A 25,737-nucleotide genomic window follows, 5' to 3' on the forward strand; every position below is an offset into this window, starting at 1 on the left:
GGGGGCATAACGCATGAGTGCTGTTAATACCGGTAAAATAGTGCAGGTCATCGGGCCTGTTGTCGACTTGGAGTTTGCCGAGGGCAAACTTCCTGGCATCCTGAACGCCATTCTGATCACCAACCCGACCATCGACGCCGAAGAAGACAACCTGGTCGTCGAAGTCGCCCAGCACCTTGGCAACAGCGTCGTCCGCTGTATCGCCATGGACAACACCGACGGCCTCGTTCGCGGCCAGATCGGCAAGGACACGGGCAAGCCCATCCAGGTGCCCGTAGGCAAGGCCTCCCTGGGCCGCATCCTGAACGTCGTGGGGCGCCCCGTGGACGAAAAGGGCCCCATCGTCGCCGAGAAGAGCTACCCGATTCACCGCCCGGCCCCGAGCTTCACCGAGCAGTCGACCAAGATCGAAGTGCTTGAAACCGGCGTCAAGGTCATCGACCTGCTCGTCCCCTTCCCCAAGGGCGGCAAGATGGGCATGTTCGGTGGAGCCGGCGTCGGCAAGACCGTTATCCTCATGGAGATGATCAACAACATCGCCAAGAACCACGGCGGCATCTCCGTGTTCGCCGGTGTCGGCGAGCGCACCCGTGAAGGAAACGACCTTTATCACGAAATGATAGACGCGGGCGTTCTGGACAAAGCCTGCCTTGTCTACGGTCAGATGAACGAACCTCCGGGAGCCCGTTCCCGCGTCGCTCTGACCGCCCTGGCCGCCGCGGAGTACTTCCGTGACGAAGAAAACCAGGACGTGCTCCTCTTCGTCGACAACATCTTCCGTTTCACCCAGGCCGGCTCCGAAGTCTCCGCGCTTCTCGGCCGCATGCCCTCCGCCGTCGGCTACCAGCCGACCCTGGGCACCGACCTTGGTGAACTGCAGGAACGCATCACCTCCACCAACAAGGGTTCCATCACCTCGGTGCAGGCCGTTTACGTTCCCGCCGACGACTTGACCGACCCCGCGCCGGCTACGACCTTCTCGCACCTTGACGGTACCATCGTTCTGTCCCGTCAGATCGCAGAACTCGGCATCTACCCCGCGGTGGACCCGCTGGACTCCACGTCCCGCATCCTCGACCCCAACGTCATCGGCATGGACCACTACATGACCGCTCGCGCCGTGCAGAGAATCCTCCAGAAGTACAAGGACCTGCAGGACATCATCGCGATTCTGGGCATGGACGAACTGTCCGACGAAGACAAGCTGACCGTCTCCCGCGCCCGCAAGATGCAGCGCTTCCTGTCCCAGCCCTTCTTCGTTGCCGCCCAGTTCACCGGCAAAGAAGGCCGCTACGTGAAGCTCGAAGACACCATCAAGGGCTTCAAGGAGATCATCGAGGGCAAGCACGATTCCATTCCGGAGTCCTGCTTCTACATGGTCGGCGGCTTGGACGAGGCTCTGGAAAACGCCAAGAAACAGTAATTCTTGCCCTGGGGTATTGATATGGCTAAGACAATAACGCTTGAAATTGTGACACCGGACAAGATGGTGCTCAAGGAAGAGGTCGACTATGTCGGCGCTCCCGGCATCAACGGTGAATTCGGTGTCCTGCCCAATCATATCCCGTTTCTCTCTGCGCTTGGTATCGGGAGCCTCTACTACAAACTGAACGGCAAAAAGTACTATGTCTTTGTTGCCGGCGGGTTTGCCGAGGTGTCCCCTGCGAAGGTGACAGTTCTTGCTGAAGTGGCGGAAAAAGCTGAAGAAATCGATCTGGAGCGGGCCCGCAGGGCTCAGGATAGAGCCGAGCAGCGCGCCAAGCAGCAACAGGAGAAATTGGATCACGCGGCCGTGCAGGCCGCTCTGGCCAGGGCGCTTCACCGCATGAAGTGTCGTGCTAGCGCCGTGAGCGAAGGCACGTGCCGCATGTAATGAAGGCTGTATGACGACTACGAAGGCAGGTTCTCCGGAACCTGCCTTTTTTTTGGCTTCGGGGTCTTGAACCGCGGCCCATCTGTCGATATTTTCCGGGCCTGTTTGCGAACAGGATGAGGATAACCGTTGCGTCGCCGGCTCCCCGTCAGGAGCCGATACCTTTTTCCCGCTGGCCGGGAGGCTTCGTACAGCCATGGAGACACGAATGAGCGCCACATTGGGATATGTTCTTCTAGCGGCCGGAAAGGGGACGAGGATGCATTCCGATTCCCCTAAAGTGCTGCAGACGGTATTGGGCAAGCCGTTGCTCGGGTACGTGTTCGATGCGCTCGGACACGTCCCGCCCGGGCTCGTCTGGACGGTCATCGGTTTCGGGGCGCAGGAGGTTCGGTCGACGTTCGCCTCGCGTGATCTGCAGTTTGTCCTGCAGGAGGAGCAGCTCGGCACGGGTCACGCCGTCTCACTGGCCTGGCCGGAGATCGTCGCGAGCGGTCTGTCCCATGTCTGCGTTCTGAACGGAGACACTCCGTACGTTCCTGTTCAGGAGGTGGAGGCCCTTGCGGATTTGTGCCGTGAAGAAGGGGCGGCAATGGGCATGCTGACCCTGGAGCTGGAAAATCCTTTCGGGTACGGCCGTGTCGTACGGTCAAACGAGGGCGTTGTCCTGCGCGTCGTGGAGGAGAAGGACTTCGACGCCGTGGAGTACGGCGGGGAGATCAACGAGGTCAATTCCGGCGTATACGTGTTCGATGTTGTCAAGTGTACTGAGCTCTTGGCGAAAATGGACCGGGACAATGCCCAGGGCGAGTTCTACCTGACGCAGATGATCGGCCTGTGTGCACAGGCCGGGCTGGCTGTCGCAGGCATGCCCTTCGGCAGTTCCGAACTCTTGCGCGGCATCAATTCTCCGCGGGAGCTGGTCGACTTCGAGGAAGCTCTCCGGGCGCGCATCGTCGAGGAACATATGCGAGCGGGCGTCATTCTTCGCAACGGCGTGTCGATCGTCATCGGTCCCGATGCCGAGATCGCCCCGGGCGCCGAGATAGTCGGTCCCTGTGAAATCTACGGGCGCAGCCGCATTGAGCGCGGTGCGCGCATCTCGTCACACTGCTGGATCAGGGACGCGGTTCTTGGTCCTTGCCAAGTGAAATCCTTTTCTCATATTGAGGGGGCACATGTCGGTGAAGGCGCATCGATCGGCCCATACGCCCGTCTCCGGCCTGGGGCCGACATCGGCCGAAAGGCCCGGGTAGGCAATTTCGTGGAGGTCAAGAATGCGGTCCTCCATGAGGGCGCCAAGGCGGGGCACCTGTCCTACCTCGGCGACAGCGTCATCGGGGCGGATGTGAACATCGGCGCGGGCACCATCACCTGCAACTATGACGGGGTCCGCAAGCACCGCACCGAGATCCGCGAGAAAGCCTTCATCGGGAGCAATACCGCACTGGTGGCCCCGGTGATCGTGGGGGCCGGGGCGGTTGTCGGAGCCGGGTCGGTGGTGACGAAGGATGTCCCTGACGGGGTCCTCTGTGTCGCCAGGGCCCGGCAGACGAACATTGAGAGAAAAAAGCGCCAAGAAAAACCTCAATCCTAGGACGTTACATGGATATCCTGAATCAACTCACCGAGAAGATAACCCTTCTCCTGGAACGCCAGGAGGCCTTGAAACTTGAGAATTCGCAATTAAAGGAATCTCTTGAGCAGGAACGACAGACCAAGGAGGCGGTCCTGGCCAAGGTCGAAAATATCTTGAACAGGTTGCAAGAGGTTGATAGAAACTAGTCAATGCCAGGATACAATTTGACCGTGCTCGGCCTCGAACTTTCCTTCGCGGCCGACGTTCCGCCCGAGCGGATTCACCAGGCGGTGGATTTCGTGCACAAGCGATACAGCGAGTTGCAGGGGCGGGCCAGCAACATGAGCAAGGAGCGGCTCCTGACATATCTGGCACTCAGTCTGGCCGACGATTATTTACATGATCAAGGGAGGCTGTCGCAGCTTGAAGGCAATCTGCAGCAGCTTCTTTCGAAGATAGATAGTCCTGAAGAACAGCAGACCTAAACCCTGGAGGGTCAGTGATTGGTGATGCGTTTTTGAGCCAATAAAGCGCAATTAGGGTAGCTTACAACGGCCTTGTGTGCATGCTCCGGACAATACCGGAGAAGCCTGATGGGCTGTAGCCAACCCCCTCTTAACTTAAGAGGTTCAAAATAATTCCCAACACTGCCTTCCGGGGCTTTTCAAAAGTCTGTCCTTTCGAAGAGCCAGGCCCGCCCGATTCCCTCCTTGCAGATGCGACGATCACACGCGCTGTCGTTCCCAACGTCCGATTGAAGGACAGGAGCGTCACTTTATGGCCCTCGCGCAGGCGTTTCAATATATTGCGCCAAGGAGTTTTTCATGGCTGACATCATCATCACCGCATTCATCTGTATCGGCATCGGTGCGGTAGCGGGTTATCTTTTCAAGAAATATATCACCGACAAGGAAATCGAGGACGCACAGAAGCTTTCCGAGCGCATTCTCGACGAGGCGAAGAAGGACGCCCAGGCCCACAAGAAGGAACTGCTGCTTCAGGCCCAGGACGAGGTCTTCGCCCTGAAGAAGGAGATCGAGCAGGACGCCAAGGACCGTGAGCGCGAGCTCAAGAAGAACGAGGCCAGGCTCCAGGCCAAGGAAGAGCGTCTGGAGAAGAAGGTCGAATCCCTGGCTCAGAAGGAAAGCGAGCTGGTCAACCTGGAGAAGAAGGTCGCCAAGCAGGAACGGGCCGTGGAGGAGAAGGAGGAGTCCCTGCAGGAGATGGTCACCCAGCAGCAGGCCAGGCTCGAGGAAATTTCTGGCCTGACGGCCGAAGAGGCCCGCACCCGTCTCATGCAGGAGATCGAGAGCAAGGCCCGGCATGAAGCGGCCAAGATGGTCCGCGTGATTGAGGTCGAAGCCCAGGAGACCGCCCACCGCAAGGCCCAGATGATCATCGCCAGCGCGGTCCAGCGCTACGCGGGCGATTACGTCGCCGAGCACACGGTCAGTTCGGTCGAACTGCCGAGCGAGGACATGAAGGGCCGCATCATCGGCCGCGAAGGGCGCAACATCCGCGCCATCGAAGCCGCCACGGGCGTGGACCTGATCATCGACGACACGCCCGAAACGGTCATTCTGTCCGCCTACAACCCCCTGCGCCGTGAAGTGGCCAAGCGCTCCCTGGAGCGCCTCATCAGCGACGGCCGCATCCATCCCGCCCGCATCGAGGACATCGTCAAGAAGGTCGAGAAGGAGATGGACGTCCAGATCCGTGAGATCGGCGAGCAGGCCACCTTCGACCTCGGCGTGCACGGCATCCACCCCGAGATCGTGCGCCTGCTGGGGCAGCTGCGCTTCCGAACCAGCTTCACCCAGAACGTGCTGCAGCACTCCCTGGAGGTCGCGTTCCTGTGTGGCATCATGGCCGCGGAGCTGGGCCTGGACATCAAGAAGGCCAAGCGGGCCGGTCTGCTCCATGACCTGGGCAAGGCCGTGGACCACGAAGTGGAAGGTCCCCACGCCATCATCGGCGCCGACCTGGCCAAGAAGTACAACGAGTCGAGCGAAATCGTGCACGCCATCGCGGCCCACCACGAGGACGTTCCGCCCAAGTCCGTGTACGCGGTCCTGGTGCAGGCCGCCGATAGCCTGTCCGGCGCCCGCCCCGGTGCGCGCAAGGAGCTGCTGGAGAGCTACGTCAAGCGCCTGGAGGAGCTGGAAGGCATCGCCACCGGCTTCAACGGCGTGAGCCGCGCCTTCGCCATCCAGGCCGGCCGCGAGGTGCGCGTCATGGTTGACTGCGACGCGGTCAACGACGATCAGATATTCATGCTGAGCAAGGACATCGCCAAGCAGATCGAGGAGAAGATGACCTACCCCGGCCAGATCCGGGTCACGGTCATCCGCGAGAAGAGGGCCGTAGGTATTGCCAAGTAGCTCCTTCGTGCGGCTTTTATTTCTCGGCGACATAGTTGGCAGAACAGGGCGGCAGATGGTGAAGGACCATCTGCCGCGTTTGCGTCGTGAAATGGGCCTGGACGCCGTGCTGGCCAACGGCGAGAACGCTTCCGGGGGCCTGGGGATTTCGGCCAAGAGCGCCATGGAACTGCGGCGTGCCGGGGTGGACGTGCTGACCACGGGCAACCACGTCTGGAAGTTCCCCGACATCCGGCCCATTCTGGCGAGCGAACCCTGGATACTGCGGCCGGCCAACTACCCGGCCGGTGCGCCTGGACGGGGCTGCGGCGTGTACAGCCTGGGGGAAGGACTGCCCGAGCTTGCGGTGCTGAACCTCCAGGGACGGACGTTCATGGACCCCGTGGACTGCCCTTTCGCGACGGCCGAGGGCCTGCTGGTATCCATCCCGTCCGGGGCGCTGGTCGTTGTGGACATGCACGCCGAAGCCACCTCCGAAAAGCGGGCCCTGGCCCACATGCTGCGCGGCCGTGTGCAGGTCGTTGTGGGCACGCACACGCACGTCCAGACCAACGACGCCTGCGTCCTGGACGGGGTCACGGGGTACATTTCCGACCTCGGCATGTGCGGGCCCGAGGACTCGTGCCTGGGCATGGACAACGACGTCATTCTGCGCAAGTTTCGGACCTGCCTGCCGCAGCGTTTCGAACTTGCGAAGGGACCGTGCATGCTGAACGGTATTGTGATCGAACTGGACCGGGGAAAATGCCTGAGCATCGTCCCCTGGCAATACAGGGAACATAAGGAAGAGCCATGACAGACAAAGAGTTGGCCCGCCAGCTGGAACAGATCCGGCGCGGGAGCGTGGAGATCATCAACGAGGAGGAACTGGTCGAGAAGCTGCGCCGCGGCACGCCCCTGCGCGTCAAGGCGGGGTTCGACCCCACGGCCCCGGACCTGCATCTGGGCCACACCGTACTCATCCAGAAGCTCAAGCATTTCCAGGAACTCGGCCACCACGTCATCTTTCTGATCGGCGATTTCACGGGCATGATCGGCGACCCGTCGGGCAAGTCCGAGACGCGCAAGACCCTGACCCGCGAGGCCGTGCTGCAAAACGCCGAGACCTACAAGAAGCAGATCTTCAAGATCCTCGACCCGGAGCGGACCGAGGTCGCCTTCAACTCCACCTGGATGGACGCCTTCACGGCCGCTGATTTCATCGGCTTGTGCTCCCGCTACACCGTGGCGCGCATGCTCGAACGCGACGACTTCGAGAAGCGCTTCAAGGGCAACCAGCCCATTGCCATCCACGAGTTCCTCTACCCCCTGGTGCAGGGGTACGATTCCGTGGCCCTGCGCGCCGACGTCGAGCTCGGCGGCACGGACCAGAAGTTCAACCTGCTTATGGGGCGCCACCTGCAGCGCGAACACGGCCAGGCTTCGCAGATCGTCCTGACCGTGCCCATCCTCGAAGGCCTCGACGGCGTGCAGAAGATGAGTAAGTCCCTGGGCAACTACATCGGCATCGACGAGGCTCCGGCCGACATCTTCGGCAAGGTCATGTCCATCTCCGACGAACTCATGTGGCGCTACTACGAGCTGCTCTCGGACCGCTCCCTCGACGACATCGGGAACCTGCGTGATCAGGTTCTGAACGGGGCCCTGCACCCCAAGACCGCCAAGGAGGATCTGGCCGAGGAGATCACGCGCCGCTTCCACGGTCCGGAGGCGGCTTCCGGCGCGCGCGAAGGGTTCAACGCCGTGTTCGCCAAGCAGGGGATTCCCGAGGACATCGAGGTCTTCGAAGCGGCTGCCGGAACGACGCTGGTCGACGTGCTGAGCGAGAGCGGGATATGCTCGTCCAAGGGCGACGCCCGCCGCATGTGCAAGCAGAACGCCGTGACCGTCGACGGCCGCAAGGAGGACGATCCCGCCTTTGCGTTCGCGTCAGGCGAATACGTGCTCAAGGTCGGCAAGAAGCGCTTCCTCAAGGTCTTGGCGAAGTAGGGGGGATCAATGTGGCGTAAAATCGTGCTCCTGGCCCGCATGGTCAAGATCGAGCATTCCATCTTCGCTCTTCCCTTCGCCTATCTCGGCATGCTCTGGGCTGCCGGCGGGTGGCCCGGCTGGCGGGTCTTCATCGCCCTGACCGTGGCTATGGTCGCGGTGCGCTCCTTCGCCATGGCCGTGAACAGGCTGGCGGACCTGCCCATTGACGCCAAGAACCCGAGGACCCAGACGCGTCCCTTGGTGACCGGGGAGATCGGCGTGGCCGAAACGCGGCTTTTCATCGCCGCAAGCGCCGCCATCTTCGTCGCGGCCTGCTGGTTCCTGAACCCGCTGTGCCTGGCGCTTTCGCCTGCGGCCCTCGTCTGGTCCGGGCTGTACAGCTTCACCAAGCGCTTCTCGGCTCTGTGCCATTTCTTTCTGGGGTCGGTCCTGGGTCTGGCCCCGCTGGCCGGCTGGCTGGCCGTTTCGCCCGCGGTGGAGATGGCCCCGGTCCTGCTCGCCCTCGGAGTGACCTTCTGGGTGGGCGGTTTCGACATCCTCTACGCCTGCCAGGACGTGGAGTTCGATCGGTCCGAGGGCCTGCATTCCCTTCCGGCCATGCTTGGCGTGGGACCTGCCCTGGCCGTCTCGACCTTCAGCCACGTGGTCACCAGCCTCTTTTTTCTCCTGGCCGGCTGGGCCTCCGGAGCGGGGCTCGTCTATCTCGCCTTCTGCCTGGCGGTCGCCGTGATCCTGCTTCTGGAGCATCGTCTCATCTCGGAGCACGACATGAGCCGGGTCAACCTGGCGTTTTTCACCTTGAACGGTTTTGTGGCCGTCTTTCTGTTTGCCGGGGCCGTCCTCGATACGGTGCTCGGGTAACTCTGTCCTTTGAGGGAGCGTCCCATGCGCGAAGTCAATGTTTTCCCTTCCTACCGCGGGGAAATGGAATATGTCTGCCTCGGCTGTCAGGCCAGGTATCCCATCGATGAACTGCACTACACCTGTCCGCAGTGTAAGGGCGTGTTCCTGCTGGAGGACACCCGTTTCGGCGAGCTCGAAAAGACCTCCGGCCAGGCCTGGCGCGACACGTTCGACCTGCGCGCCGCCACCAAGAACCCTGCGCTGCGCGGCATCTTCCGTTTCTACGAGCTGATGGCCCCCGTCCTGAGCGAGTCCGACATCGTCTACCTCGGCGAGGGCAACACGCCCGTGACCCGCTCTTCCTCCGCCCTGGAGCGCCTTGTGGGCCAGCCCATGGCTTTCAAGAACGACGGGCAGAACCCCTCGGCCTCCTTCAAGGACCGCGGCATGGCCTGCGCATTTTCCTACCTGCGCCATCTCGTGGCCAAGCACGGCTGGGACAACGTCCTGACCATCTGCGCCTCAACGGGTGACACCTCGGCCGCCGCGGCGCTCTATGCCGCCTACGTGGGTGCGCCTCTGACCTCCGTGGTGCTACTGCCCAAGGGCAAGGTCACGGCCCAGCAGCTGTCCCAGCCCCTGGGCAGCGGGGCGCGCGTGCTCGAAATCCCCGGCGTGTTCGACGACTGCATGAAGGTCGTCGAGTATCTTGCCGACCATTACCGCGTGGCCCTGCTCAACTCCAAGAACGCCTGGCGCATCCTGGGCCAGGAAAGCTACGCCTTCGAAGTGGCCCAGTGGTACGATTGGGACATGCGCGGCAAGGCCGTGTTCGTGCCCATCGGCAACGCGGGCAACATCACGGCCGTCATGGGCGGCTTCCTGAAGCTCCTGCGCCTTGGCGTCATCGACGTGCTGCCGCGCATCTTCGGCGTGCAGTCCGAACATGCCGACCCGGTCTTCCGCTACTACGCCCAGACTGCAGGCGAGAGACGTTACGAGGCCGTCAAGGTGCGCCCCTCCGTGGCCCAGGCGGCCATGATCGGCAATCCCGTCTCCTTCCCGCGCGTGGCCTTCCTGGCGGACAAATACCAGGCTCTTGGCGGCTCCTTCCAGGTGGTGCAGGTCAGCGAGCAGCGCATCATCGAGTCCATGCTGCTGGCCAACCGCCACGGCCACATCGCCTGCACCCAGGGCGGCGAATGTCTGGCCGGGCTGCTCAAGGCCCGGGAGCAGGGCCTCATGGACAAGGACGAACTGGCCGTGCTCGACGCTACGGCCCACGCCCTCAAGTTCTCGGGCTTCCAGGACATGTACTACCAGAATTCCTTCGGGCCGGAATACGGCATCACGCCCGACGAGAAGCTCGCCAACGCCCCGCGCCTGGTCATCGGGCAGGAGGACAAGGATCGTCTTTCCGAAGACGCCTTCACGGCCCAGGCGGCGCAGAATGTCGTCGAGATTCTGGGGCTGAACAAAAGGTAGAACGGGCCGAGACGAATCGTACAGGAAAGGCCGGGGCTTGCGTCCCGGCCTATTTTTTGGCGTAGAGCGCGATGCCTTCGTATGGCTGTACGAGGAGGAACTCGCCGCGGAAAGCACGTCGAGGCGGTGTCTTGCGTACGGAGAGCACGGGAATCAGGAAGCGCTTGAGGACAGGGAGACGATGGCGATGCCGTTCGCGTCGGCGTATTCCAGGGTGCGCCCCTGTTCGAAGAAGATGCACCCGCCTGCCTCAACGGCCAGGCAGGTGGCCCCGACCTCGGCCATGACGCGCAGGGTACCGGGACCTACGGCGGGCATGTCCAGGCGCCTGTCCTGTGCCGGCTTCGGGCGCTTGATCACGACGGCGCCGGCCCCTCCCAGCTGGCCGCCGCGGCGTATGGCGGCGTCTGTGCCCTCGATGGCCTCCACGGCCAGGACGATCCTCTCCCGAACCACCAGGCACTGCCCGATATCGAAGGCCCCGAGACTTTGGGACACGTTCCAGCCGAAGGAAATGTCCTCCTGCTCGCGCTCCGTGGGCCTTCTGCGGGTCAGGACGCCCTCGGGGGCGAGCAGGTCGGGGGAGTAGAGATGGGGGGCCAAGACCTGCATGCCCTCGCGTTCCAGTTCCGCGGTGACGGCACGCAACAGCGCGTCGTCGCCGCGGGTCTTTGTCGAAAAAAGGAGCTTCGCGGCGCGCCAGTCCGGGCGCAGGTCGAGGGCGCGGGGCTTGTTGATGGGACCGGCCATGACCACGTGGGTCACGCCATGGGCGGTGAAGAAGTCGATGAGACGGCCTAGTTGGCCGAGCTTGAGCCAGACAAAGGCGTCACAGAACTCGGGAAAGGTCGGGTCGGTGTCGGACGCGAATCCGGCACCGACGACCCGCTCTCCCCTTTCCGTCGCGGTTTTGGCCACAGTGATGGGAAACGCACCGCCGCCGGCGATGATGCCAAGGGTCCTGCTCATGCCCGGCTAGATGCGTTCAGGCGTGATGGTGCCCCGTTTGCTGGCGCGTATGAACTCCAGGAGCTTCATGACCTGTGGGAAGCTACCGAGCTCGGTCTCGACCTGCTGCATGACCTCGTTGCGCTCCTGATTGGAGCGCCAGATGAGCTTGTAGGCCGACTTGAGGGCGCTGATCTCCTCGGAGGAGAAGCCGTGGCGGCGCAGGCCGATGAGGTTCAGGCCCCGCAGGGTGGCGCGCTCGCCCACGGCCAGCATGAACGGGGGTACGTCCTGCGCCACGCCGGTCTTGCCGCCGATGAAGGCGAAGTCGCCGATGGTCACGAACTGATGCACGGCCGAGAGGCCGCCGACAACCACTTCGCTGCCGACGATGACGTGGCCGGCCAGGGTGGCGGCGTTGGCCAGGACGTTGTTGTCGCCGACGATGCAGTCATGGGCGATGTGCGAGTAGGCCATCATCAGGTTGTCCGACCCGACTCTGGTCACCCCTCCGCCGCCTTCGGTGCCACGGTGGATGGTGGAAAATTCGCGGATCTTGTTGCGGTCCCCGATTTCGAGGCGGGTCTGCTCGCCGTGGAATTTGAGGTCCTGGGGCTCTCCGCCGACACAGGCCATGGAATGGACGTGGTTGCCGGCTCCGAGAGTGGTGAAGCGTTTGATCTGCGCCCCGGCGTCTATGACGGTGCCGTCGCCGATACGCACGTCATCCTCGATGACGGCATACGGCCCGACGGTGACGCCGGTGCCCAGAATCGCGCCGGGAGCGACGACTGCGGTGGGGTGGATGGTCGTCTGCATCAGTCCTCCCTGGGCACCACGGATGCGGTCAGGATGCCTTCGGCCACGACTTTTCCGTCTACCATGGCCTTGCCGTTGGTCTTCCACATCATCATCTTGTGGCGTTCATAGGTGACGTGCAGGTGCAGCTGGTCGCCGGGGAACACCGGGCGGCGGAACCGCACTTTCTCCATCCCTGTGAACAGGAAGATCTTCCCGACGGTCTCGGCCGCGGGCAGGCTCTTGATAACCATGATCCCGCCGGCCTGGGCCAGGGCCTCGAGGATGAGGACGCCGGGCATGACGGGGTAGGACGGGAAATGGCCCTGGAAAAAAGGCTCGTTGATGGACACGCTCTTGATGGCGTGCACGGACTTCATGGGCTCGAAGCTCAAGACCCGGTCCACGAGCAGAAAGGGGTAGCGGTGAGGAAGCAGGTCCAGGATGTCCCGGCTGACGATTTCGCCGCTTTCTGGTTTGGTGATCATGTCGTTACCCTTTGTTGGCGATTTCTTCCCGTAAGGCGGCCAGTTCCTTCTCCAGTTTCGAAAGACGTCGTTTCATCTCCGGCAGCTTGGGCATGATGGCGGAAGTCCGCAGGAACGTGCCGTGGGACATGGCCGGGATACCGCTCATATCCTGCTTGGGCGGGACGTCCTGCCCGATGCCGGACTTGGCTCCGATGCGGCAGCCGTCCCCAAGGTGGATATGCCCGGCCACGCCGACCTGGCCGGCCAGGATGACGCCGTCGCCCAGGGTCGTGGAGCCGGCGATGCCGACCTGAGCCACGATCAGGCAGTTGCGGCCGACGCGGACGTTGTGTCCGAGCTGGACCAGGTTGTCGATCTTGGTGCCCTGGCCGATGCGCGTCTCGCCAAGGGCGGCGCGGTCGATGGTCGAGTTGGCCCCGATTTCGACGTCGTCCTCGATGACGACCCTGCCGATCTGCGGGAACTTGGTCATCGCTCCGGCGCCCTGGGCAAAGCCGAAGCCGTCGCTGCCGAGCACCGTGCCTGCATGGAGAATGACGCGCTTGCCCAGGCGCGTCCCGGCCATGAGGGAGCAGTTGGGGTAGATGACGCAGTCCTCGTCGATGACGCAGTCTTCGCCTATGTAGCTGCCGCTGAAGACCCGGACCCCGCGGCCGATGCGCGCGCCCTTGCCGATCGACACGAAGGGCGCCACGGCGGCGGCGGGATCGATATCGGCTTCGGGATGCACGAAGGCCAGGTCGCTTACGCCTTCGAAGCAGCCTTGGGGCTTGGCGAAGAGGTGCACGCACCGCGCGAAGTCAAGGTAGGGGTTGGTGCTGATGAGGCAGGGTTTGTCCCCAGGGGCCTGGTCTGCCGAAACGATGACCGCCCCCGCCCTGGTTGTGGCCAGTTGGGGGGCGTACTTCGGGTTGGCCAGGAAGGACAGTTCCGAGGGTGAGGCGTCGGCCAGGGTGTTGACACCGCTGACGTCCATGTCCCTGCCCTGCAGAGGCAGTCCCAGGCTGGTTGCGATTTCGGAAAGAAGCATCTCTGTCCCGGTTACTTGCGCATGGCCTTGTTCAGTTCGGCAATGATGGCGCTCGTCACATCGACGTTGTCCTGGCTGAAGACAAGGCCGCTGGCCTGCTTGTCGAAGATGGCCGTGAACCCGTTCTTCTTGCCGTAGTCCTGGATGACTTCCAGGAGCTTGTCGATGATGGGCTTGGACAGGCTCTGCTCGGCCTGCTGCAGCTTGCGCTGGTAGCTCTGCCCCATGTCCTGGAAGTCGCGAACCTTGCGCTTGTACTGGGCTTCCTTGTCCAGCTTGGCTTCCTGGCTGAGCATCATGGACTGCTTCTGCAGTTCGTCCTTGAGGGTGTCCAGGGACTTCTTCTGGGCGTCAAGGTTGTCCTTCATGTCCTTGAACTGGGACTTGAGCTGCTCCATGGCCTTGGAGCCGGGTTCGGACTTGGCGATGACGGCCTTCATGTCCACAAAACCGATCTTCGTTTCGGCGCCGGCCGTCAGGCTCATGCACAGGACGAGAAAAAACGTCAGGATGAATACACGCATGGAAATCTCCTCGATATGTCGGTAATCTCTGGTTTGATGTTAAAAGAACTGTCCAACTGAAAATTCGAAACGTCCTTCTCTCTCGTTGTTGATTTCGTCAAGCGGGTAGCCGTACTCCAGGCGCAGGGGGCCGAGGGGGGAGTACCAGCGTACGCCTGCGCCGACGCTCTTGTACAGGTCGGCGTCGATCTTCTCGTCTTCGTCCCAGGCCTTGCCCGCATCGAAGAAGACCAGGCCGAGCAGACCCATTTCCTTGTGCAGGGGGACCAGATATTCGGCATTGAAGAAGAAGCTCTTGTTGCCGCCCTTCTCGTCGCCTTCGTCATACCCTTCCGAGGCGTCCCTGTCATCGTACAAGGGGGAGATGCTGCGTTCTTCGTAGCCGCGGACGGAGTTCATGCCTCCGAGGTAGAACCGCTCGAAGGGCGGGATTTCTTCGCCGCCGTTCTCCATGATGTAGCCTGCCTGGGCGTGCAGATGGATGACGGTTTCCAGGAAGACCGGGAAGTAGTGGTTGGCGTCGGCGATGTACTTGATGAAGTCGTCGTCGCCGCCCAGGATGCCGCCGCCGTACTCCACGGAGAACTGGTGCGTCATGCCCTTGGTCGGGTTGATGCGGCGGTCCGTGGTGTCGCGCTTGATCGATCCGTAGAGGGCACTGGCCCAGTTCTCGCCTTCGATGTCCTTGATGACCTTGTCGGCGTCGTCGTCGACGTCTTCGATGGTGTACTGCTCGAGGCGGTAACTCCAGTTCAGGTTCGTGTACTCGCCCAGGGGGTATCCGAAGAGCAGGCGTCCGCCCACGGACTGCTTGTCGTAGTCGGAATAGTCGTTGAGCTTGTTGTAGAGGCTCACGCCCATGCCGAGCTTGGTGTCGTTGTAGTGGGGGTTCCAGAAGGTTGCCGTGTAGTCGGCGGACTTGGCGCTGATGGTGCCCGTGAAGCCGAGCTGGTAGCCCATGCCGAAGAGGTTGCGTTCGAGAATCTGACCCGAGAAGAACACCTGCGAGTAGCTGGAGTAGCCGACGCCGGCCGCGAACTGTCCGGTGGGCTTTTCCTTGACCTTGACCCTGAGGTTCAGCTCGCTGGGCGAGCCGGCGGGTTCGGGGGTGATTTCAACGGTTTCGAAGAAGTCGAGCTTGTTCAGGCGCGCGTTGGACCTGCGCAGCTGGGAACCGTTGAAGAGGTCGCCGTCGGCCAGCCGCATTTCGCGGCGGATGACGTTGTCCCTGGTCTTGGTGTTGCCCTCGATGAGCACGCGGTTGATGGACACCTTGGTGCCCTTGGACATGGTGTAGGTCAGGGCCACGGTGTTTTCGGCATCGTTGCGGTCGATTTTCACGTCGGCCTCGGCAAAGGCGTAGCCGAAGTTGGAGTAATGCTCCGTCAGCTTCTGCAGGTCGGAGCGCATGACGGATCGGTCAAGATATTCCTTCTCCGCGACAAGTTCGTCCATCTTCACCACGGAGTTCAGGTCCTGCGGGGCGCCGATCATCTCGCCGGCGTACTCCACCGAGGTGACCTTGTAGCGCGCGCCCTCGTCCACCTGGAATGTGACGGTGATGCCCGTGTCGGAATACGTAACCTCGGGCTGGCCGACCTTGGCGTTGAGGAAGCCGCGGTTGCCGTAATACGCTTCAAGGGCGGCGGCGTCGCGGTCGAGGATCTCCTCGCGCAGGACGCCCGACCCGGTGATCCAGGACAGCATCCCGCGTTCGGACAGGGCCAGTTCGTCCTTGAGGTCGTCGGGATCGAGCTGTTTCGCGCCCTGGATGACGATGTTAGTGACGTAGAGCTTGTTGCCCTCGTCGACGATGATGTTCAGGCGGGCGCGTTTGGCGTCGGCCTGTTCGAGGGCGTAGCTGACCTTGGCGTTGTAGTAGCCGTCCTTGCGGTACAGTTCGCGGATCTTGCCCATGTCGTCGGCCAGGACGCGCGGGTTGAGGACTGCGCCGGTCTTGGTGGCGATGGCCGCCAGCAGGTCGTCGGCGTCCAGCTCCTGGGCGCCCTGCACGGATATGGCCTGGATGAGGGGCTTTTCCTTGACCGTGATGATCAGGCGCTTGCCCTCGGAACTCTCCTCCATGGAGATTTCGATGTCGTCGAAGTAGCCGAGGTCGTAGAGGCTTTTGAGTTCCGCGTTGACGACCTTGGGATCGTATGCGTCGCCGGGCTGAATCTTGAGGCGCATGAGCACGACGTCGTCGTCGAGGATTTCGTTGCCGCGCACGTCGATGGCGGCGATTCGGTCCTTCTGCTCCATGCCGAGCTTGATCTTGGCCGCCGTCTCGTCAATGGCCGGGAGGATGTTGATGACCCCTTCCTTGACGACGAAGAACGGTTTGGGCTCGGCCACGCCGTAGGCTTCCACCAGACGGGTGTCCAGGCTGATGCTTTCCCCCACCTGGCTGAAGCTGCCGTAGACGGCATGGCCGGCGCCGGCCAGCAGAGCCATGTCCTTGGCCACGTTCAGGTCCAGATATTCGATCTGCTGTTCCTGCAGCAGGCTGAGGGTCTCCTCCTCGGACACGACCTGAAAGCCCATGTCCGTGAGCCGATCGCGCAGCATCTTGGGCAGGCTTTCTTCCAGGTAGGCCATATCCGGGCCGGCATTCACGGCGAAGGGCAGAACGATGACCTTCCCCGAAGTTTGCGCGAAGGACGGTCCGGCGCACAAGAGACCAAGGGCGAGAAGCAGAAGCAGGAACGCATTACGATTCATAGAGTTCTCCGGAACGAAGCTCCAAGGTGCGGCGCATGCACTGGGCAAGTTCAGCATTGTGGGTGACGACGACCAGGGTCACACCCTGATTCCTGTTCAAATGCAGCAGGAGGTCGTTGACCTCCCGTCCTGTTCGTTCATCCAGGTTGCCGGTGGGTTCGTCGGCCAGCACCACCGAGGGTTCGAGCAGGATGGCGCGGGCGATGGCCGCGCGTTGGCGCTCTCCTCCGGACAGGGTGGTTACCCTGTGATGGAGGCGATGCGCAAGCCCCACGCGCGACAAAGCAGCGTCGGCCATTTCCAGGGCCCGGCCCCGGGGCATGCCGCCGATGATGCCGGGCATGGCCACGTTTTCGCGCGTGGAAAACTCGGGCAGAAGGTGGTGGAACTGGAACACGAAGCCCATGTTCCGGTTGCGGATGCGGGCCCGTTCCTTCCAGCCGAGGGTGGAGATGTCCGCGCCGTCGAAGAGGATGGTACCCCTGGACGGTACGTCCAGGGTGCCCATGATCTGCAGCAGCGTGCTCTTGCCCGAGCCCGAGGCCCCGATGATGGCCAGGGAGTCCCCGCGGCTGACGGTCAGGTCTATGCCGTTCAGCACGGTGAGGGTTTCCTCGCCCTGCTGATAGGATTTGCCGATGCCCTGCAGGCGGTAGACGTCACTCATAGCGCAGGGCCTCGGTGGGGTGCATCCCGGCCGCCTGGCGGGCAGGGTAGAGGGTGGCGAGAAAGCACAGGATCATGGCCGACACGGCGATGAGCGACATGTCCAGGAGCTCCGTCTTCACCGGGAGGTGGTCCAGGTAGTAGACGTCGGCCGGGAGCTTGATGAACTGGTACTTCTTGAGCAGCGAACAGATGGCCAGGCCCAGGCCGAACCCGATGCTCGTGCCCACGGCGCCGATGAGGGAGCCCTGCAGGATGAAGATGTTGCGGATCTGCGTCGGGGTGGCGCCCAGAGCCATGAGCACGGCGATGTCCTTGGTCTTTTCCATGACCATCATGACCAGGGTGGTGATGATGGAAAAGGAGCCCACCAGCACGATCATGGTCAGGATCACGGCCATGGCCGTCTTTTCGAGCTTGAGGGCCGCGAAGAGGTTCTGGTTCATCTCGATCCAGTTGCGCGAGTACAGGGGGAATCCCCCCAGGGCGCGGACCAGGAGTTCGCCGGTCTGCTGCACGGCGTCGATGTCGGTCACGCGGTACTCGATGCCCGTGACGACGTCGCCCTCGAAGCCGAGGATCTTCTGGGCCTCGGGGATGGAGACGAAGACCAGGGACGAGTCGTATTCGTACATGCCGGAATTGAAGATGCCGACCACGTTGAAGAAAAGGATCTTGGGCGAAAATCCGGCGGCGGACTTCTTGCCGCTCGGCGCGAGCAGGCTGACGCGGCTGCCCATGGTCAGTCCCAGGCGGGCGGCCAGTTCCTTGCCGATGACGATGCCCGGCGTGTCCGCCGGTTCCCCGAGGTTCTTCAGGCTGCCGCTGACCAGGTCCTTCTCCACGGACAGGACCTGTCCGGCCGTGTCCGGGTCGATGCCGCGCAGGACAACACCTTTGACACCCGTGGGCGTGGACAGCATGACCTCATAGTAGATGAAGGGAGTTGCGGCCGCGATGCCGTCGAGCTTCAGGCTCTTGTCCACCAGACCGTCGTAGTTTTCGATGGTCTGCTTGACCGAGCCGACGATGAGATGGGAGTTGATGCCCAGAATCTTGTCGCGCAGGTTTTCGCTGAATCCGTTCATGACCCCGAGGACGACGATCAGCGAGGCCACGCCGATGGCCACGCCCAGCACCGAGATGAGCGAGATGACGGAAATGAAGGCCTGTTTGCGCCGGGCCAGAAGATACCGCAGAGAGACAAACAGTTCGAATTGCATGGGTTCTCGCTTGGTGGAGACGTGCCGGACAAGCAGCGCCGGGGCGCTAGCCGGCGATCTCGGGCCGCAGCAGCGGGAAGAGGATGACCTCCCGGATGGACGGCGAGTCCGTCAGCAGCATGACGAGGCGGTCGATGCCGATGCCCTGCCCTGCCGCGGGGGGCATGCCGTACTCCAGGGCGCGGATGTAGTCCTCGTCCATGGCGTGGGCCTCGTCGTCACCGGCAGCCTTATCGCGCACCTGCTCCTCGAACCGGTCCTTCTGGTCGTAGGGGTCGTTGAGCTCGGAAAAGGCGTTGGCCATCTCCTGTCCGCAGATGAACAGCTCGAACCGGTCCGTGATATCGGGGTTCTGGTCGTTCTTGCGCGAGAGCGGGGAGATGTCCGTCGGGTAATGGTAGATAAAGTGCGGCTGGATGAGCTTGGGCTCCACCAGGTTGTCGAAGAGCTTGGCCTGGAGCTTGCCGAGCTTCTCCTTGGGGTGCACGGCTTCGCCGAGCTTCTGGGCCAGGTCCTTGCACTTGTCGTAGTCTTTGTAGATTTCCGGGGCGACGCCGCCGATCCTTTCCAGGGATTCGTGGAAGGGCATGCGGACCCAGCCGTCCTGCAGGTCGATGACCTGCCCCTGGTATTCCACCAGATGGGTGCCGTTGACGGCCTTGGCCACCCCGCCCAGGAGTTCCTGGGTCAGGTCCATGAGGTCGACGAAGGTTGCGTAGGCCCAGTAGAATTCGATCATGGTGAATTCCGGGTTGTGCCGCGTGTCGATGCCTTCGTTGCGGAAATTGCGGTTGATCTCGTAGACCCGGTCGAAGCCGCCGACCAGAAGCCGCTTGAGGTACAGTTCCGGGGCGATGCGCAGGAAGAGGTCCATGTCCAGGGCGTTGTGGTGCGTCCGGAAGGGCTTGGCCGTGGCGCCGCCGGCGATGGGCTGCATCATGGGCGTCTCGACTTCCAGGAAGCCTCGCTCGTTCAGGAAATTGCGGATGAACTGCACGATGGCCGTGCGCTTGCGGAAGATCTCGCGGGCGCGGTCGTTGACCAGCAGGTCGACGTAGCGCTGGCGGTAGCGGGTCTCCACGTCCTTCAGACCGTGGTACTTCTCCGGCAGGGGGCGCATGGACTTGGTCAGGAGGCGTACCTGATCCGCCTTGACGGTCAGTTCGCCGGTCTTGGTGCGGAACAGGCCGCCGACCACGCCGACGATGTCGCCGATCTCGAATTTCTTGAAAACCCCGTACGCCTCTGCGCCGAGGTCGTCGCGGGCAGTATAGACCTGGATTTTTCCGCTCGTGTCCTGGATGTGGAAGAAGGTCACCTTGCCGAAAGAGCGGTGGGCCATGATGCGGCCGCACAGGGAAAACGAGCCGGCTTCGCTGGCCAGCGTTTCTTCATCCTTGTGCCCGTGGGCGTCGAGGATGTCTCCGATTTCGGCCGAACGGCGGAAATCGTTGGGATATAGCGGAATGCCCGCGTCGAGCAGGAACTGGGCCTTTTCCTTGCGGTGGCGCAGCAGTTGCTTTTCGCTGGGGGCATTTGTCTGTTCTTGTGTCAAGGAAAGTCTCCTCGGGGTATTGGCGTCGGATAAACAAACGCGGGTATTGGAAATTGTACCCGTCGTCAAGAAAAGTCAATGCCGGGAGCTGGCGTCCGGCCTGCAAATCCGCCGGGTTGGAGGCTCTGCGCCAGCCGTTTTCCGTTGCCCAGGATCGCGCAATCGGAAACGCGCAGTTGCGCCAGGAGCCGGGCCAGGGCCAAACGCTCGGATTTCGGGGAGAAGAGCGGGTAGTCGCTGCCGAAGAGGATGCGGCCCCGGTCATGGCGGGCCAGAAGTGCGCCCATGGCCGAAGCGGGGATGGCGTCATGGCAGCAGGACGTATCCATATAGATGTCCTTCCCGGCCAGGTGCTCCAGGGTTTCGTCCCACAGGCCGAGTCCGCCCAGATGGGCCGCCACGACGTCGAGGCCCCGGTGGCGCGTGAGCACGAGGGACAGGTCCCGCGGTCGGGAAAGGGTGGCCTCTCCGGGCCGGGCCGGACCCATGTGGATCATGACGAGGAATCTGCCTCGGACGCTCTCCCAGACGGGGTCCCAGAGCGGCGAGTCCAGGGGGATGCCGGAGAGGTCGGGGTGGATTTTCAGCCCGCGGATGCCGTTTCGCTCCAGGCGGTCCAGCTCATCCGCCCAGGCGGGGTGTTCCGGGTGGACCGTCCCCAGGGGGATGAGGTGCGCGTGGGTCCTCCGCAGCCCGATCATCCAGGAGTTGGCCGGAATCATCTGGTCCGGGCGCAGGGCCGCGGTGAAGCAGATCGCCTGCGACAGCCCGGCTTCGGTCAGGTGCGCGAGGAGGTTTTCGGCCGAACCGTCGCCGGCCGGATCGCGTCCGAACTCACGGCCTATGGCCGCCGCCAGCCGGGGGCCGATCTTGGGGGGGAAGACGTGGGTGTGGCAGTCGACCATCCTAGACGAAGAGGGCCGAGAGCCAGTCGGGTACGCGGACCGGCCGGCCCTGGGCGTTGACCACGGCGTGCTGGGTAGTGCCCCTGGTCAGGACGTGTTCACGCCTCTCGTCGGTGATCTCGTAGACGAAGTTCAGGCTGGCCCGGGACTGCCCCGCCAGGCCGGTGCGGATGTGGATGACGTCGTCGTAGCGCGCCGGGGCGAGATATCGGCAGGAGGCCTCGCGCACGGGCAGGAAGATGCCGCGTTCCTCGACGACGCTGTAGCTGAAGCCCAGGTTCCTGATCAGTTCGCTGCGGCCGCGTTCGAAGAGGTGCAGGTAGTTGGCGTAGTAGACCACCCCCATGGCGTCGGTCTCGCCGTAGGACACGCGGTGCGTGAGCCAGCACGAGGGCTTGGGGAATGCGTCGGTCATGCGTTCCGTCCGAGGCAGAAGGGGAGGAGGTCAAGCCCTTGGGGCAGGAACAGGCCCGAGGCGCCGGCCGTGCGCTCATCGAAGACGGCCGGACCGTCCGCACGCGGTTCGCGGGTGTGGAAAACCAGGAACGGCACCGGGTCTTCGGTGTGGGTGCGGCGCACAACGGGGGTGAAGTGGTCGCAGGTCACGACGATGGTCGCGTCCTCGCCTTTCAGGGCCGCCAGTACCGGGGCCACGATGCGTTCGTCGAAGAGTTCGATGGCGCGCTTCTTGAGTTCCGCGTCGCCCATGTGGCCGCACTCGTCAGGCGCTTCAACATGGAGGTACACGAAGTCGCCACGCTCGAGAAATTCGAGAGATGCCCTGACTTTTCCTTCGTAGTTGGTGTCGATCAGCCCGGTTACGCCCTCGACTTCGAGAACGTCCATGCCTGCGGCCCTGCCCAGGCCCTTGACCAGGTCCACGGCCGAGACCACGGCCCCGCTCAGGCCGAAGCGGTCGGCGAAGGCCGGCAGGATCAGGGGCCGTCCCTGGCCCCAGGGCCAGACGGAGGTGGCCTGGGAGGTGGGCTCGGAACGCAGGAATTCGTGGGCGGCCTTGAGGAAGGCCGCAAGCTCCGGAAAGGTCGCGAAGGCCGCCAGGTCTTGGGCGACAAGCTGGTCCAGGATGTCGTGGGGCGGCCGGATGTTCAGGCCGGCCGCAGCGGTCAGGGCGCCTCCGCGCTGCACCAGGAGGTGGCGGTACTGGATGCCCTGGACCGGTTGGAATGGGCTTCCCTGGGCTATTTCCGCCAGCCTGGCGACAAGGGGCGCGGCCACGGCGGTGCCGATGTGCCCGGAGGAATAGTCCAGCATGACGCCTTCGTCCGAGAGTTCCGTCAGGTTGACCAGGTTCATGCGCCAGACCAGGTCGTCGGGGTCCAGGGCCAGGCCCTGGGCCGCGGCCTCGATGGGGCCCCGGCCGGTGTGGTGCGCCCGCGGGTCATAGCCCAGGAGCGACATGTTGGCCACGTCCGAGCCGGGCGGCATGCCTTCGGGCACGGTCCGGCACAGGCCGCAGCGGGAGCGCGGTGCCAGGGAGTCGAGAGTCGGCGTGGCCGCGGCCTGCAGCGTGGTTCGCCCGCCAAGGGCATCCAGGGGCCAGCCGGCCATGCCGTCGGCCACGAGAAAGACGGTCTTCATCAGATGATCCTGTAGTGCACCGGCGGGTCGAGCACGAAGCTGAATTTCTTGATGGTGTCCAGGGCCGCGGTGACATTCTGCATCTGGGCCGAGTGGCTGATGAAGACGATGGGCACGCCGGCGTCCGGCGCGTACTGGCGCTGCACGACCTGGGCGATGCTGATGTTGTATTCGCCCATGACCCCGGCGATGGAGGCCATGACGCCTGGACGGTCGACCACGGTGAAGCGGAAGTAGTGGCGGAACACGGTCAGCTCCGGGGCCAGGATCTGGGCCTGGGGCAGTCGCGTCTCCAGGAAGCCCGTGTTGTTGGGTACGCAGTTGGTGCGGGCCAGGGCCAGGATGTCGGCCAGCACGGCACTGCCCGTGGGCAGGTCGCCGGCGCCCTGGCCGTAGAGCATGACCGGCCCGACGGCGTTGCCTTCGAGCAGTATGGAGTTGAAGGGCCCGTCGACCTTGGCCAGGATATGGTCCTGGCGCAACAGCGCGGGGTAGACTCCAGCATGGAGCAGCCCGGACTTCTCGCGGACCTGGGCCAGCAGTTTCAGGCGGTAGCCGAATTCCTTGGCCAGGGTGATGTCGAACTGTTCGACTTTGGAGATGCCCTCCACCGTGAGCCTGCTCAGGGGGAAGTCCAGGCCGTAGGCCAGACGGATGAGGATGACCAGCTTGTGGGCGGCGTCGATGCCCTCGACGTCCAGGGTCGGGTCGGCCTCGGCGTAGCCCTTGGCCTGGGCCTTGGCCAGGACGGTGGCGAAATCCTCGCCCTTCTCGGACATCTCGGACATGATGAAGTTGGCCGTCCCGTTCAGGATGCCGGTCATGGCCTTGATGCGGTTGCCGGCCAGGCTCTCCTTCAGGGTCTGGATGATGGGGATGCCGCCGGCCACGCTGGCCTCGTAATAGAGTCCCAGGTTCCTGCTGGCCGCCAGTTCGAAGAGTTCGGGGCCGTGTTCGGCCAGCAGGGCTTTGTTGGCCGTGACCACGGATTTGCCGGCGTTCAGGGCCCGGGTGATGAGCCTGCGCGGAAAATCGATGCCCCCCGCCAGTTCGACCACGATGTCGATCTCGGGGTCGCCGATGATGTCGTCGATGTTCGTGGTGAACGTGGTGTCCGGCGACGGGACGACGTTTCTGGGCTTGTCCAGGTCGCGGACCATGATGGTCTTGACCTTGAGGGTCTTGCCGAGCCTGCGCTCGATCCAGTCGTTGTTCTCCTGGATGATCTTGACGAGGCCGGAGCCGACCGTGCCCAGGCCGGCCAGGCCGAGATGGATGACGGAGTCTTTCAAGGGATTCCTCCACGCCGCAGCATTGAGAAAAAGATTATCGAGTTGAAGTCCGCTCTTTGCCCCATCCGTGGCGCGCTGTCAAAAGCGGGCGCTCCGGGGAGGCGGGAAAACGATTGTGGTGGTCATTTCCTGTTGACGCTTAATCCTGATTTGTATAACCAGCGTTTTCTTCACACGAACGGAGAGGTGGCCGAGCTAGGCTGAAGGCGCTCGCCTGCTAAGCGAGTATAGGGGCGTAAACCTCTATCGAGGGTTCAAATCCCTCCCTCTCCGCCATCCCCTGGAGGGTTGGCAGAGTTGGTTGATTGCACCGGTCTTGAAAACCGGCATGCCTTTGCGGGCATCTGGGGTTCGAATCCCTAACCCTCCGCCACACGCGATCACTGCCGCTGGAACTTAATCGTTCCGGCGGTTTTTTGTTTTTCGGCGCAGCCTTTTCTTTCGGGCCGGGGACGGCGCCGGCATTGTTTTCGGGCCGCTCTTTCTGTAGGGGAAAGGGCGCTTCAACCCCAAACCAAGGATGGCCGGCATGGATGTGACCCGCACGAAGATTCCAGGAGTCTTGCTGATCAAGCCCAAGGTTTTCGGGGACCACAGGGGCTTTTTCAGCGAGACGTACAGCCGCAGGCGGTTCGAGGACAGCGGCCTCGACGTCGACTTCGTGCAGGACAACCACGCCTTCTCGGCCCAGGCCGGCGTGCTGCGCGGGGTGCATTTCCAGTCCCCTCCCATGGCCCAGACAAAGCTGGTGCGCGTGACTCGCGGCGCGGTCTTCGACGTGGTGGTGGACCTGCGCAGGGGTTCGCCTGCCTTCGGCTGCTGGGAGGGCTTCACGCTTTCGGCCGAAAATCATCTCCAACTGCTCGTTCCCGCCGGTCTGGGGCACGGCTACATGACCCTGGAGCCGGACACGGACTTTCTCTACAAGGTCGACCGGTATTACTCCCCCGAACACGACGGCGGCATCCTGTGGTGCGATCCGAACCTGGGCATAGTCTGGCCGGACCTCCCGCCCATCCTTTCGGAGAAGGATACGCGGCTGCCGCGGCTGAAGGATTTCAACTCTCCGTTCCGCTTCTGACGGGGGGCCTGAATTGCCGAGCTTTTCGGTCGGCAATTGGCCTTGCGAACACTGTTTTCCAAATGTTGCAAGGGGGTTAAGGTGGGGCGGAAGATCGTGATTTTTTTCATTATCTCTTGACACTCCACGAGTCTCTTGCATACACAGAGGCAATTATTTCTTGAGCGGTTTTTCACATTTCATCTTAACGCGGTAGGAGGAGAGGACTGTGGCAAAATGCAAGAGCTGCGTGGTGTTGCCATTCCTGATCGGTTTGGTGGCATCGATCGTGCTTGGTTGGTGGGGCTTTCCCAAAGTCCTGTACAGTCAGAAGACCCAACCCATCCGGTTCGATCACGTCGTGCATGTGGAAGATCAGGCCATGGCATGCGAAGACTGTCATGCCTTTCGGGAGGATGGTTCCTTTACCGGCCTGCCCACCAATGCGAACTGTGTCGGCTGCCATGAGGATGTCCAGGGCGAGGATCCCGAAGAGGCCCGTTACGTGACCGAGTATGTGCAGCAGGAAAAGGAAGTCGAATGGCTCGCGTACCAGACGCAGCCGGACAACGTGTACTTCTCCCATATCGCGCACAAGGAACTCGAGTGTACTTCGTGTCATCCCGATGTGGCCAAGATGAAGACCCCGCCTGTGTACTACGAGAACAGGCTCTCGGGCTACAGCAAGGACACCATGAAGATGTGGCAGTGTGAAGAATGCCACGCCAAGACCGGCGCCAGCAACGCCTGTTTTGTGTGCCACAAATAAGAC

At 62.8% G+C, this 25,737-nt stretch carries 25 protein-coding genes, 2 tRNA genes and 1 other RNA gene; 15 read left to right on the forward strand and 13 right to left on the reverse strand.

The window, feature by feature from the left end; translation table 11 throughout:
- The first annotated feature begins 13 nt into the window (after positions 1-13).
- From atpD to thrC, 11 genes are all read left to right on the forward strand, one after another.
- A complete protein-coding gene (gene atpD, locus ACZ5AC_RS17335; RefSeq protein WP_464248811.1) occupies positions 14-1,423 on the forward strand; it encodes a F0F1 ATP synthase subunit beta in 1,410 nt (469 codons plus the stop codon).
- A 21-nt stretch (positions 1,424-1,444) separates the two neighbouring features.
- On the forward strand, positions 1,445-1,873 hold the full coding sequence (locus ACZ5AC_RS17340) for a F0F1 ATP synthase subunit epsilon (protein ID WP_464248812.1): 429 nt from the start codon (positions 1,445-1,447) through the stop codon (positions 1,871-1,873).
- A 208-nt stretch (positions 1,874-2,081) separates the two neighbouring features.
- Entirely contained in the window at positions 2,082-3,470 is a 1,389-nt protein-coding gene (glmU, locus tag ACZ5AC_RS17345; protein ID WP_464248813.1) for a bifunctional UDP-N-acetylglucosamine diphosphorylase/glucosamine-1-phosphate N-acetyltransferase GlmU, read from the forward strand.
- Between the two features lie 8 nt (positions 3,471-3,478).
- Complete coding sequence (locus tag ACZ5AC_RS17350; RefSeq protein WP_043774879.1) at positions 3,479-3,658, forward strand: hypothetical protein; 180 nt, start codon at positions 3,479-3,481, stop codon at positions 3,656-3,658.
- A gap of 24 nt (positions 3,659-3,682) precedes the next feature.
- Positions 3,683-3,937 (forward strand): cell division protein ZapA, encoded by a 255-nt coding sequence (locus ACZ5AC_RS17355; protein ID WP_464250631.1) that lies wholly within the window; start codon positions 3,683-3,685, stop codon positions 3,935-3,937.
- Positions 3,935-4,117: non-coding RNA, 6S RNA (ssrS, locus tag ACZ5AC_RS17360), on the forward strand. The genes ACZ5AC_RS17355 and ssrS overlap by 3 nt, the downstream gene beginning before the upstream one ends.
- Before the next feature lie 159 nt (positions 4,118-4,276).
- The gene (gene rny / locus ACZ5AC_RS17365) at positions 4,277-5,833 is read left to right on the forward strand and encodes a ribonuclease Y (protein ID WP_464248815.1); all 1,557 of its coding nucleotides are present in this window, start codon (positions 4,277-4,279) and stop codon (positions 5,831-5,833) included.
- A 7-nt stretch (positions 5,834-5,840) separates the two neighbouring features.
- Positions 5,841-6,629: a TIGR00282 family metallophosphoesterase gene (locus ACZ5AC_RS17370; RefSeq protein ID WP_464248816.1), complete on the forward strand. Its 789-nt coding sequence runs from the start codon at positions 5,841-5,843 to the stop codon at positions 6,627-6,629.
- Positions 6,626-7,822, forward strand: coding sequence for a tyrosine--tRNA ligase (gene tyrS, locus ACZ5AC_RS17375; RefSeq protein WP_464248817.1), 1,197 nt, complete (start codon positions 6,626-6,628; stop codon positions 7,820-7,822). The genes ACZ5AC_RS17370 and tyrS overlap by 4 nt, the downstream gene beginning before the upstream one ends.
- Positions 7,823-7,831: 9 nt before the next feature.
- Positions 7,832-8,686 carry a UbiA-like polyprenyltransferase gene (locus ACZ5AC_RS17380; RefSeq protein ID WP_464248818.1) on the forward strand — a complete coding sequence of 285 codons (855 nt, stop codon included), beginning with the start codon at positions 7,832-7,834 and terminating at the stop codon, positions 8,684-8,686.
- A 24-nt stretch (positions 8,687-8,710) separates the two neighbouring features.
- Complete coding sequence (thrC, locus tag ACZ5AC_RS17385) at positions 8,711-10,153, forward strand: threonine synthase (protein ID WP_464248819.1); 1,443 nt, start codon at positions 8,711-8,713, stop codon at positions 10,151-10,153.
- Between the two features lie 153 nt (positions 10,154-10,306).
- Here the strand turns inward: thrC and ACZ5AC_RS17390 are convergent, their stop codons facing one another.
- The 13 genes from ACZ5AC_RS17390 to ACZ5AC_RS17450 all read right to left on the reverse strand — a co-directional run bounded on the left by ACZ5AC_RS17390 (position 10,307) and on the right by ACZ5AC_RS17450 (position 23,905).
- Positions 10,307-11,122, reverse strand: coding sequence for an LpxI family protein (locus ACZ5AC_RS17390; protein WP_464248820.1), 816 nt, complete (start codon positions 11,120-11,122; stop codon positions 10,307-10,309).
- Between the two features lie 6 nt (positions 11,123-11,128).
- Positions 11,129-11,920, reverse strand: coding sequence for an acyl-ACP--UDP-N-acetylglucosamine O-acyltransferase (gene lpxA, locus ACZ5AC_RS17395; RefSeq protein WP_464248821.1), 792 nt, complete (start codon positions 11,918-11,920; stop codon positions 11,129-11,131).
- On the reverse strand, positions 11,920-12,384 hold the full coding sequence (gene fabZ, locus ACZ5AC_RS17400) for a 3-hydroxyacyl-ACP dehydratase FabZ (protein ID WP_028576943.1): 465 nt from the start codon (positions 12,382-12,384) through the stop codon (positions 11,920-11,922). Before fabZ ends, lpxA begins: the two co-directional genes overlap by 1 nt.
- A 7-nt stretch (positions 12,385-12,391) precedes the next feature.
- Complete coding sequence (gene lpxD / locus ACZ5AC_RS17405) at positions 12,392-13,420, reverse strand: UDP-3-O-(3-hydroxymyristoyl)glucosamine N-acyltransferase (protein WP_464248822.1); 1,029 nt, start codon at positions 13,418-13,420, stop codon at positions 12,392-12,394.
- Between the two features lie 11 nt (positions 13,421-13,431).
- Positions 13,432-13,944, reverse strand: a complete 513-nt coding sequence (locus ACZ5AC_RS17410; protein WP_464248823.1) for an OmpH/Skp family outer membrane protein — start codon at positions 13,942-13,944, stop codon at positions 13,432-13,434.
- A 39-nt stretch (positions 13,945-13,983) separates the two neighbouring features.
- A complete protein-coding gene (gene bamA / locus ACZ5AC_RS17415; protein ID WP_464248824.1) occupies positions 13,984-16,665 on the reverse strand; it encodes an outer membrane protein assembly factor BamA in 2,682 nt (893 codons plus the stop codon).
- On the reverse strand, positions 16,655-17,332 hold the full coding sequence (locus ACZ5AC_RS17420) for an ABC transporter ATP-binding protein (RefSeq protein WP_464248825.1): 678 nt from the start codon (positions 17,330-17,332) through the stop codon (positions 16,655-16,657). Before ACZ5AC_RS17420 ends, bamA begins: the two co-directional genes overlap by 11 nt.
- The gene (locus tag ACZ5AC_RS17425; RefSeq protein WP_464248826.1) at positions 17,325-18,554 is read right to left on the reverse strand and encodes a lipoprotein-releasing ABC transporter permease subunit; all 1,230 of its coding nucleotides are present in this window, start codon (positions 18,552-18,554) and stop codon (positions 17,325-17,327) included. Before ACZ5AC_RS17425 ends, ACZ5AC_RS17420 begins: the two co-directional genes overlap by 8 nt.
- A gap of 46 nt (positions 18,555-18,600) precedes the next feature.
- Positions 18,601-20,109, reverse strand: a complete 1,509-nt coding sequence (lysS, locus tag ACZ5AC_RS17430; protein WP_464248827.1) for a lysine--tRNA ligase — start codon at positions 20,107-20,109, stop codon at positions 18,601-18,603.
- Positions 20,110-20,174: 65 nt separating this feature from the next.
- Entirely contained in the window at positions 20,175-21,014 is an 840-nt protein-coding gene (locus ACZ5AC_RS17435) for an amidohydrolase family protein (RefSeq protein ID WP_464248828.1), read from the reverse strand.
- A gap of 1 nt (position 21,015) precedes the next feature.
- Positions 21,016-21,429: an acyl-CoA thioesterase gene (locus tag ACZ5AC_RS17440; RefSeq protein ID WP_464248829.1), complete on the reverse strand. Its 414-nt coding sequence runs from the start codon at positions 21,427-21,429 to the stop codon at positions 21,016-21,018.
- Complete coding sequence (locus ACZ5AC_RS17445; protein ID WP_464248830.1) at positions 21,426-22,613, reverse strand: cofactor-independent phosphoglycerate mutase; 1,188 nt, start codon at positions 22,611-22,613, stop codon at positions 21,426-21,428. Before ACZ5AC_RS17445 ends, ACZ5AC_RS17440 begins: the two co-directional genes overlap by 4 nt.
- Entirely contained in the window at positions 22,613-23,905 is a 1,293-nt protein-coding gene (locus ACZ5AC_RS17450; protein WP_464248831.1) for a homoserine dehydrogenase, read from the reverse strand. The genes ACZ5AC_RS17445 and ACZ5AC_RS17450 overlap by 1 nt, the downstream gene beginning before the upstream one ends.
- A gap of 180 nt (positions 23,906-24,085) precedes the next feature.
- On the opposite strand from ACZ5AC_RS17450, the gene ACZ5AC_RS17455 reads away from it, so the two are divergent.
- The 4 genes from ACZ5AC_RS17455 (at position 24,086) to qrcA (ending at position 25,734) form a co-directional block, all read left to right on the forward strand.
- A tRNA-Ser gene (locus ACZ5AC_RS17455) sits at positions 24,086-24,181 on the forward strand.
- Positions 24,182-24,187: 6 nt separating this feature from the next.
- Positions 24,188-24,278: transfer RNA gene (locus ACZ5AC_RS17460), tRNA-Ser, on the forward strand.
- A 156-nt stretch (positions 24,279-24,434) separates the two neighbouring features.
- The gene (gene rfbC, locus ACZ5AC_RS17465) at positions 24,435-24,986 is read left to right on the forward strand and encodes a dTDP-4-dehydrorhamnose 3,5-epimerase (RefSeq protein WP_464248832.1); all 552 of its coding nucleotides are present in this window, start codon (positions 24,435-24,437) and stop codon (positions 24,984-24,986) included.
- Between the two features lie 208 nt (positions 24,987-25,194).
- Positions 25,195-25,734, forward strand: a complete 540-nt coding sequence (qrcA, locus tag ACZ5AC_RS17470; protein WP_464248833.1) for a menaquinone reductase multiheme cytochrome c subunit QrcA — start codon at positions 25,195-25,197, stop codon at positions 25,732-25,734.
- Positions 25,735-25,737: the final 3 nt, after the last annotated feature.

It is taken from the genome of Desulfomicrobium aestuarii (assembly GCF_055385525.1).

What these genes read in the sequence shown, in the direction of transcription:
- atpD (WP_464248811.1), top strand. Translation starts at nt 14, where the DNA reads ATGAGTGCTGTTAATACCGGTAAAATAGTGCAGGTCATCGGGCCTGTT.
- ACZ5AC_RS17340 (WP_464248812.1), top strand. Translation starts at nt 1,445, where the DNA reads ATGGCTAAGACAATAACGCTTGAAATTGTGACACCGGACAAGATGGTG.
- glmU (WP_464248813.1), top strand. Translation starts at nt 2,082, where the DNA reads ATGAGCGCCACATTGGGATATGTTCTTCTAGCGGCCGGAAAGGGGACG.
- ACZ5AC_RS17350 (WP_043774879.1), top strand. Translation starts at nt 3,479, where the DNA reads ATGGATATCCTGAATCAACTCACCGAGAAGATAACCCTTCTCCTGGAA.
- rny (WP_464248815.1), top strand. Translation starts at nt 4,277, where the DNA reads ATGGCTGACATCATCATCACCGCATTCATCTGTATCGGCATCGGTGCG.
- tyrS (WP_464248817.1), top strand. Translation starts at nt 6,626, where the DNA reads ATGACAGACAAAGAGTTGGCCCGCCAGCTGGAACAGATCCGGCGCGGG.
- ACZ5AC_RS17380 (WP_464248818.1), top strand. Translation starts at nt 7,832, where the DNA reads ATGTGGCGTAAAATCGTGCTCCTGGCCCGCATGGTCAAGATCGAGCAT.
- thrC (WP_464248819.1), top strand. Translation starts at nt 8,711, where the DNA reads ATGCGCGAAGTCAATGTTTTCCCTTCCTACCGCGGGGAAATGGAATAT.
- ACZ5AC_RS17390 (WP_464248820.1), bottom strand. Translation starts at nt 11,122, where the DNA reads ATGAGCAGGACCCTTGGCATCATCGCCGGCGGCGGTGCGTTTCCCATC.
- lpxA (WP_464248821.1), bottom strand. Translation starts at nt 11,920, where the DNA reads ATGCAGACGACCATCCACCCCACCGCAGTCGTCGCTCCCGGCGCGATT.
- lpxD (WP_464248822.1), bottom strand. Translation starts at nt 13,420, where the DNA reads ATGCTTCTTTCCGAAATCGCAACCAGCCTGGGACTGCCTCTGCAGGGC.
- ACZ5AC_RS17410 (WP_464248823.1), bottom strand. Translation starts at nt 13,944, where the DNA reads ATGCGTGTATTCATCCTGACGTTTTTTCTCGTCCTGTGCATGAGCCTG.
- bamA (WP_464248824.1), bottom strand. Translation starts at nt 16,665, where the DNA reads ATGAATCGTAATGCGTTCCTGCTTCTGCTTCTCGCCCTTGGTCTCTTG.
- ACZ5AC_RS17420 (WP_464248825.1), bottom strand. Translation starts at nt 17,332, where the DNA reads ATGAGTGACGTCTACCGCCTGCAGGGCATCGGCAAATCCTATCAGCAG.
- ACZ5AC_RS17425 (WP_464248826.1), bottom strand. Translation starts at nt 18,554, where the DNA reads ATGCAATTCGAACTGTTTGTCTCTCTGCGGTATCTTCTGGCCCGGCGC.
- ACZ5AC_RS17435 (WP_464248828.1), bottom strand. Translation starts at nt 21,014, where the DNA reads ATGGTCGACTGCCACACCCACGTCTTCCCCCCCAAGATCGGCCCCCGG.
- ACZ5AC_RS17440 (WP_464248829.1), bottom strand. Translation starts at nt 21,429, where the DNA reads ATGACCGACGCATTCCCCAAGCCCTCGTGCTGGCTCACGCACCGCGTG.
- ACZ5AC_RS17445 (WP_464248830.1), bottom strand. Translation starts at nt 22,613, where the DNA reads ATGAAGACCGTCTTTCTCGTGGCCGACGGCATGGCCGGCTGGCCCCTG.
- rfbC (WP_464248832.1), top strand. Translation starts at nt 24,435, where the DNA reads ATGGATGTGACCCGCACGAAGATTCCAGGAGTCTTGCTGATCAAGCCC.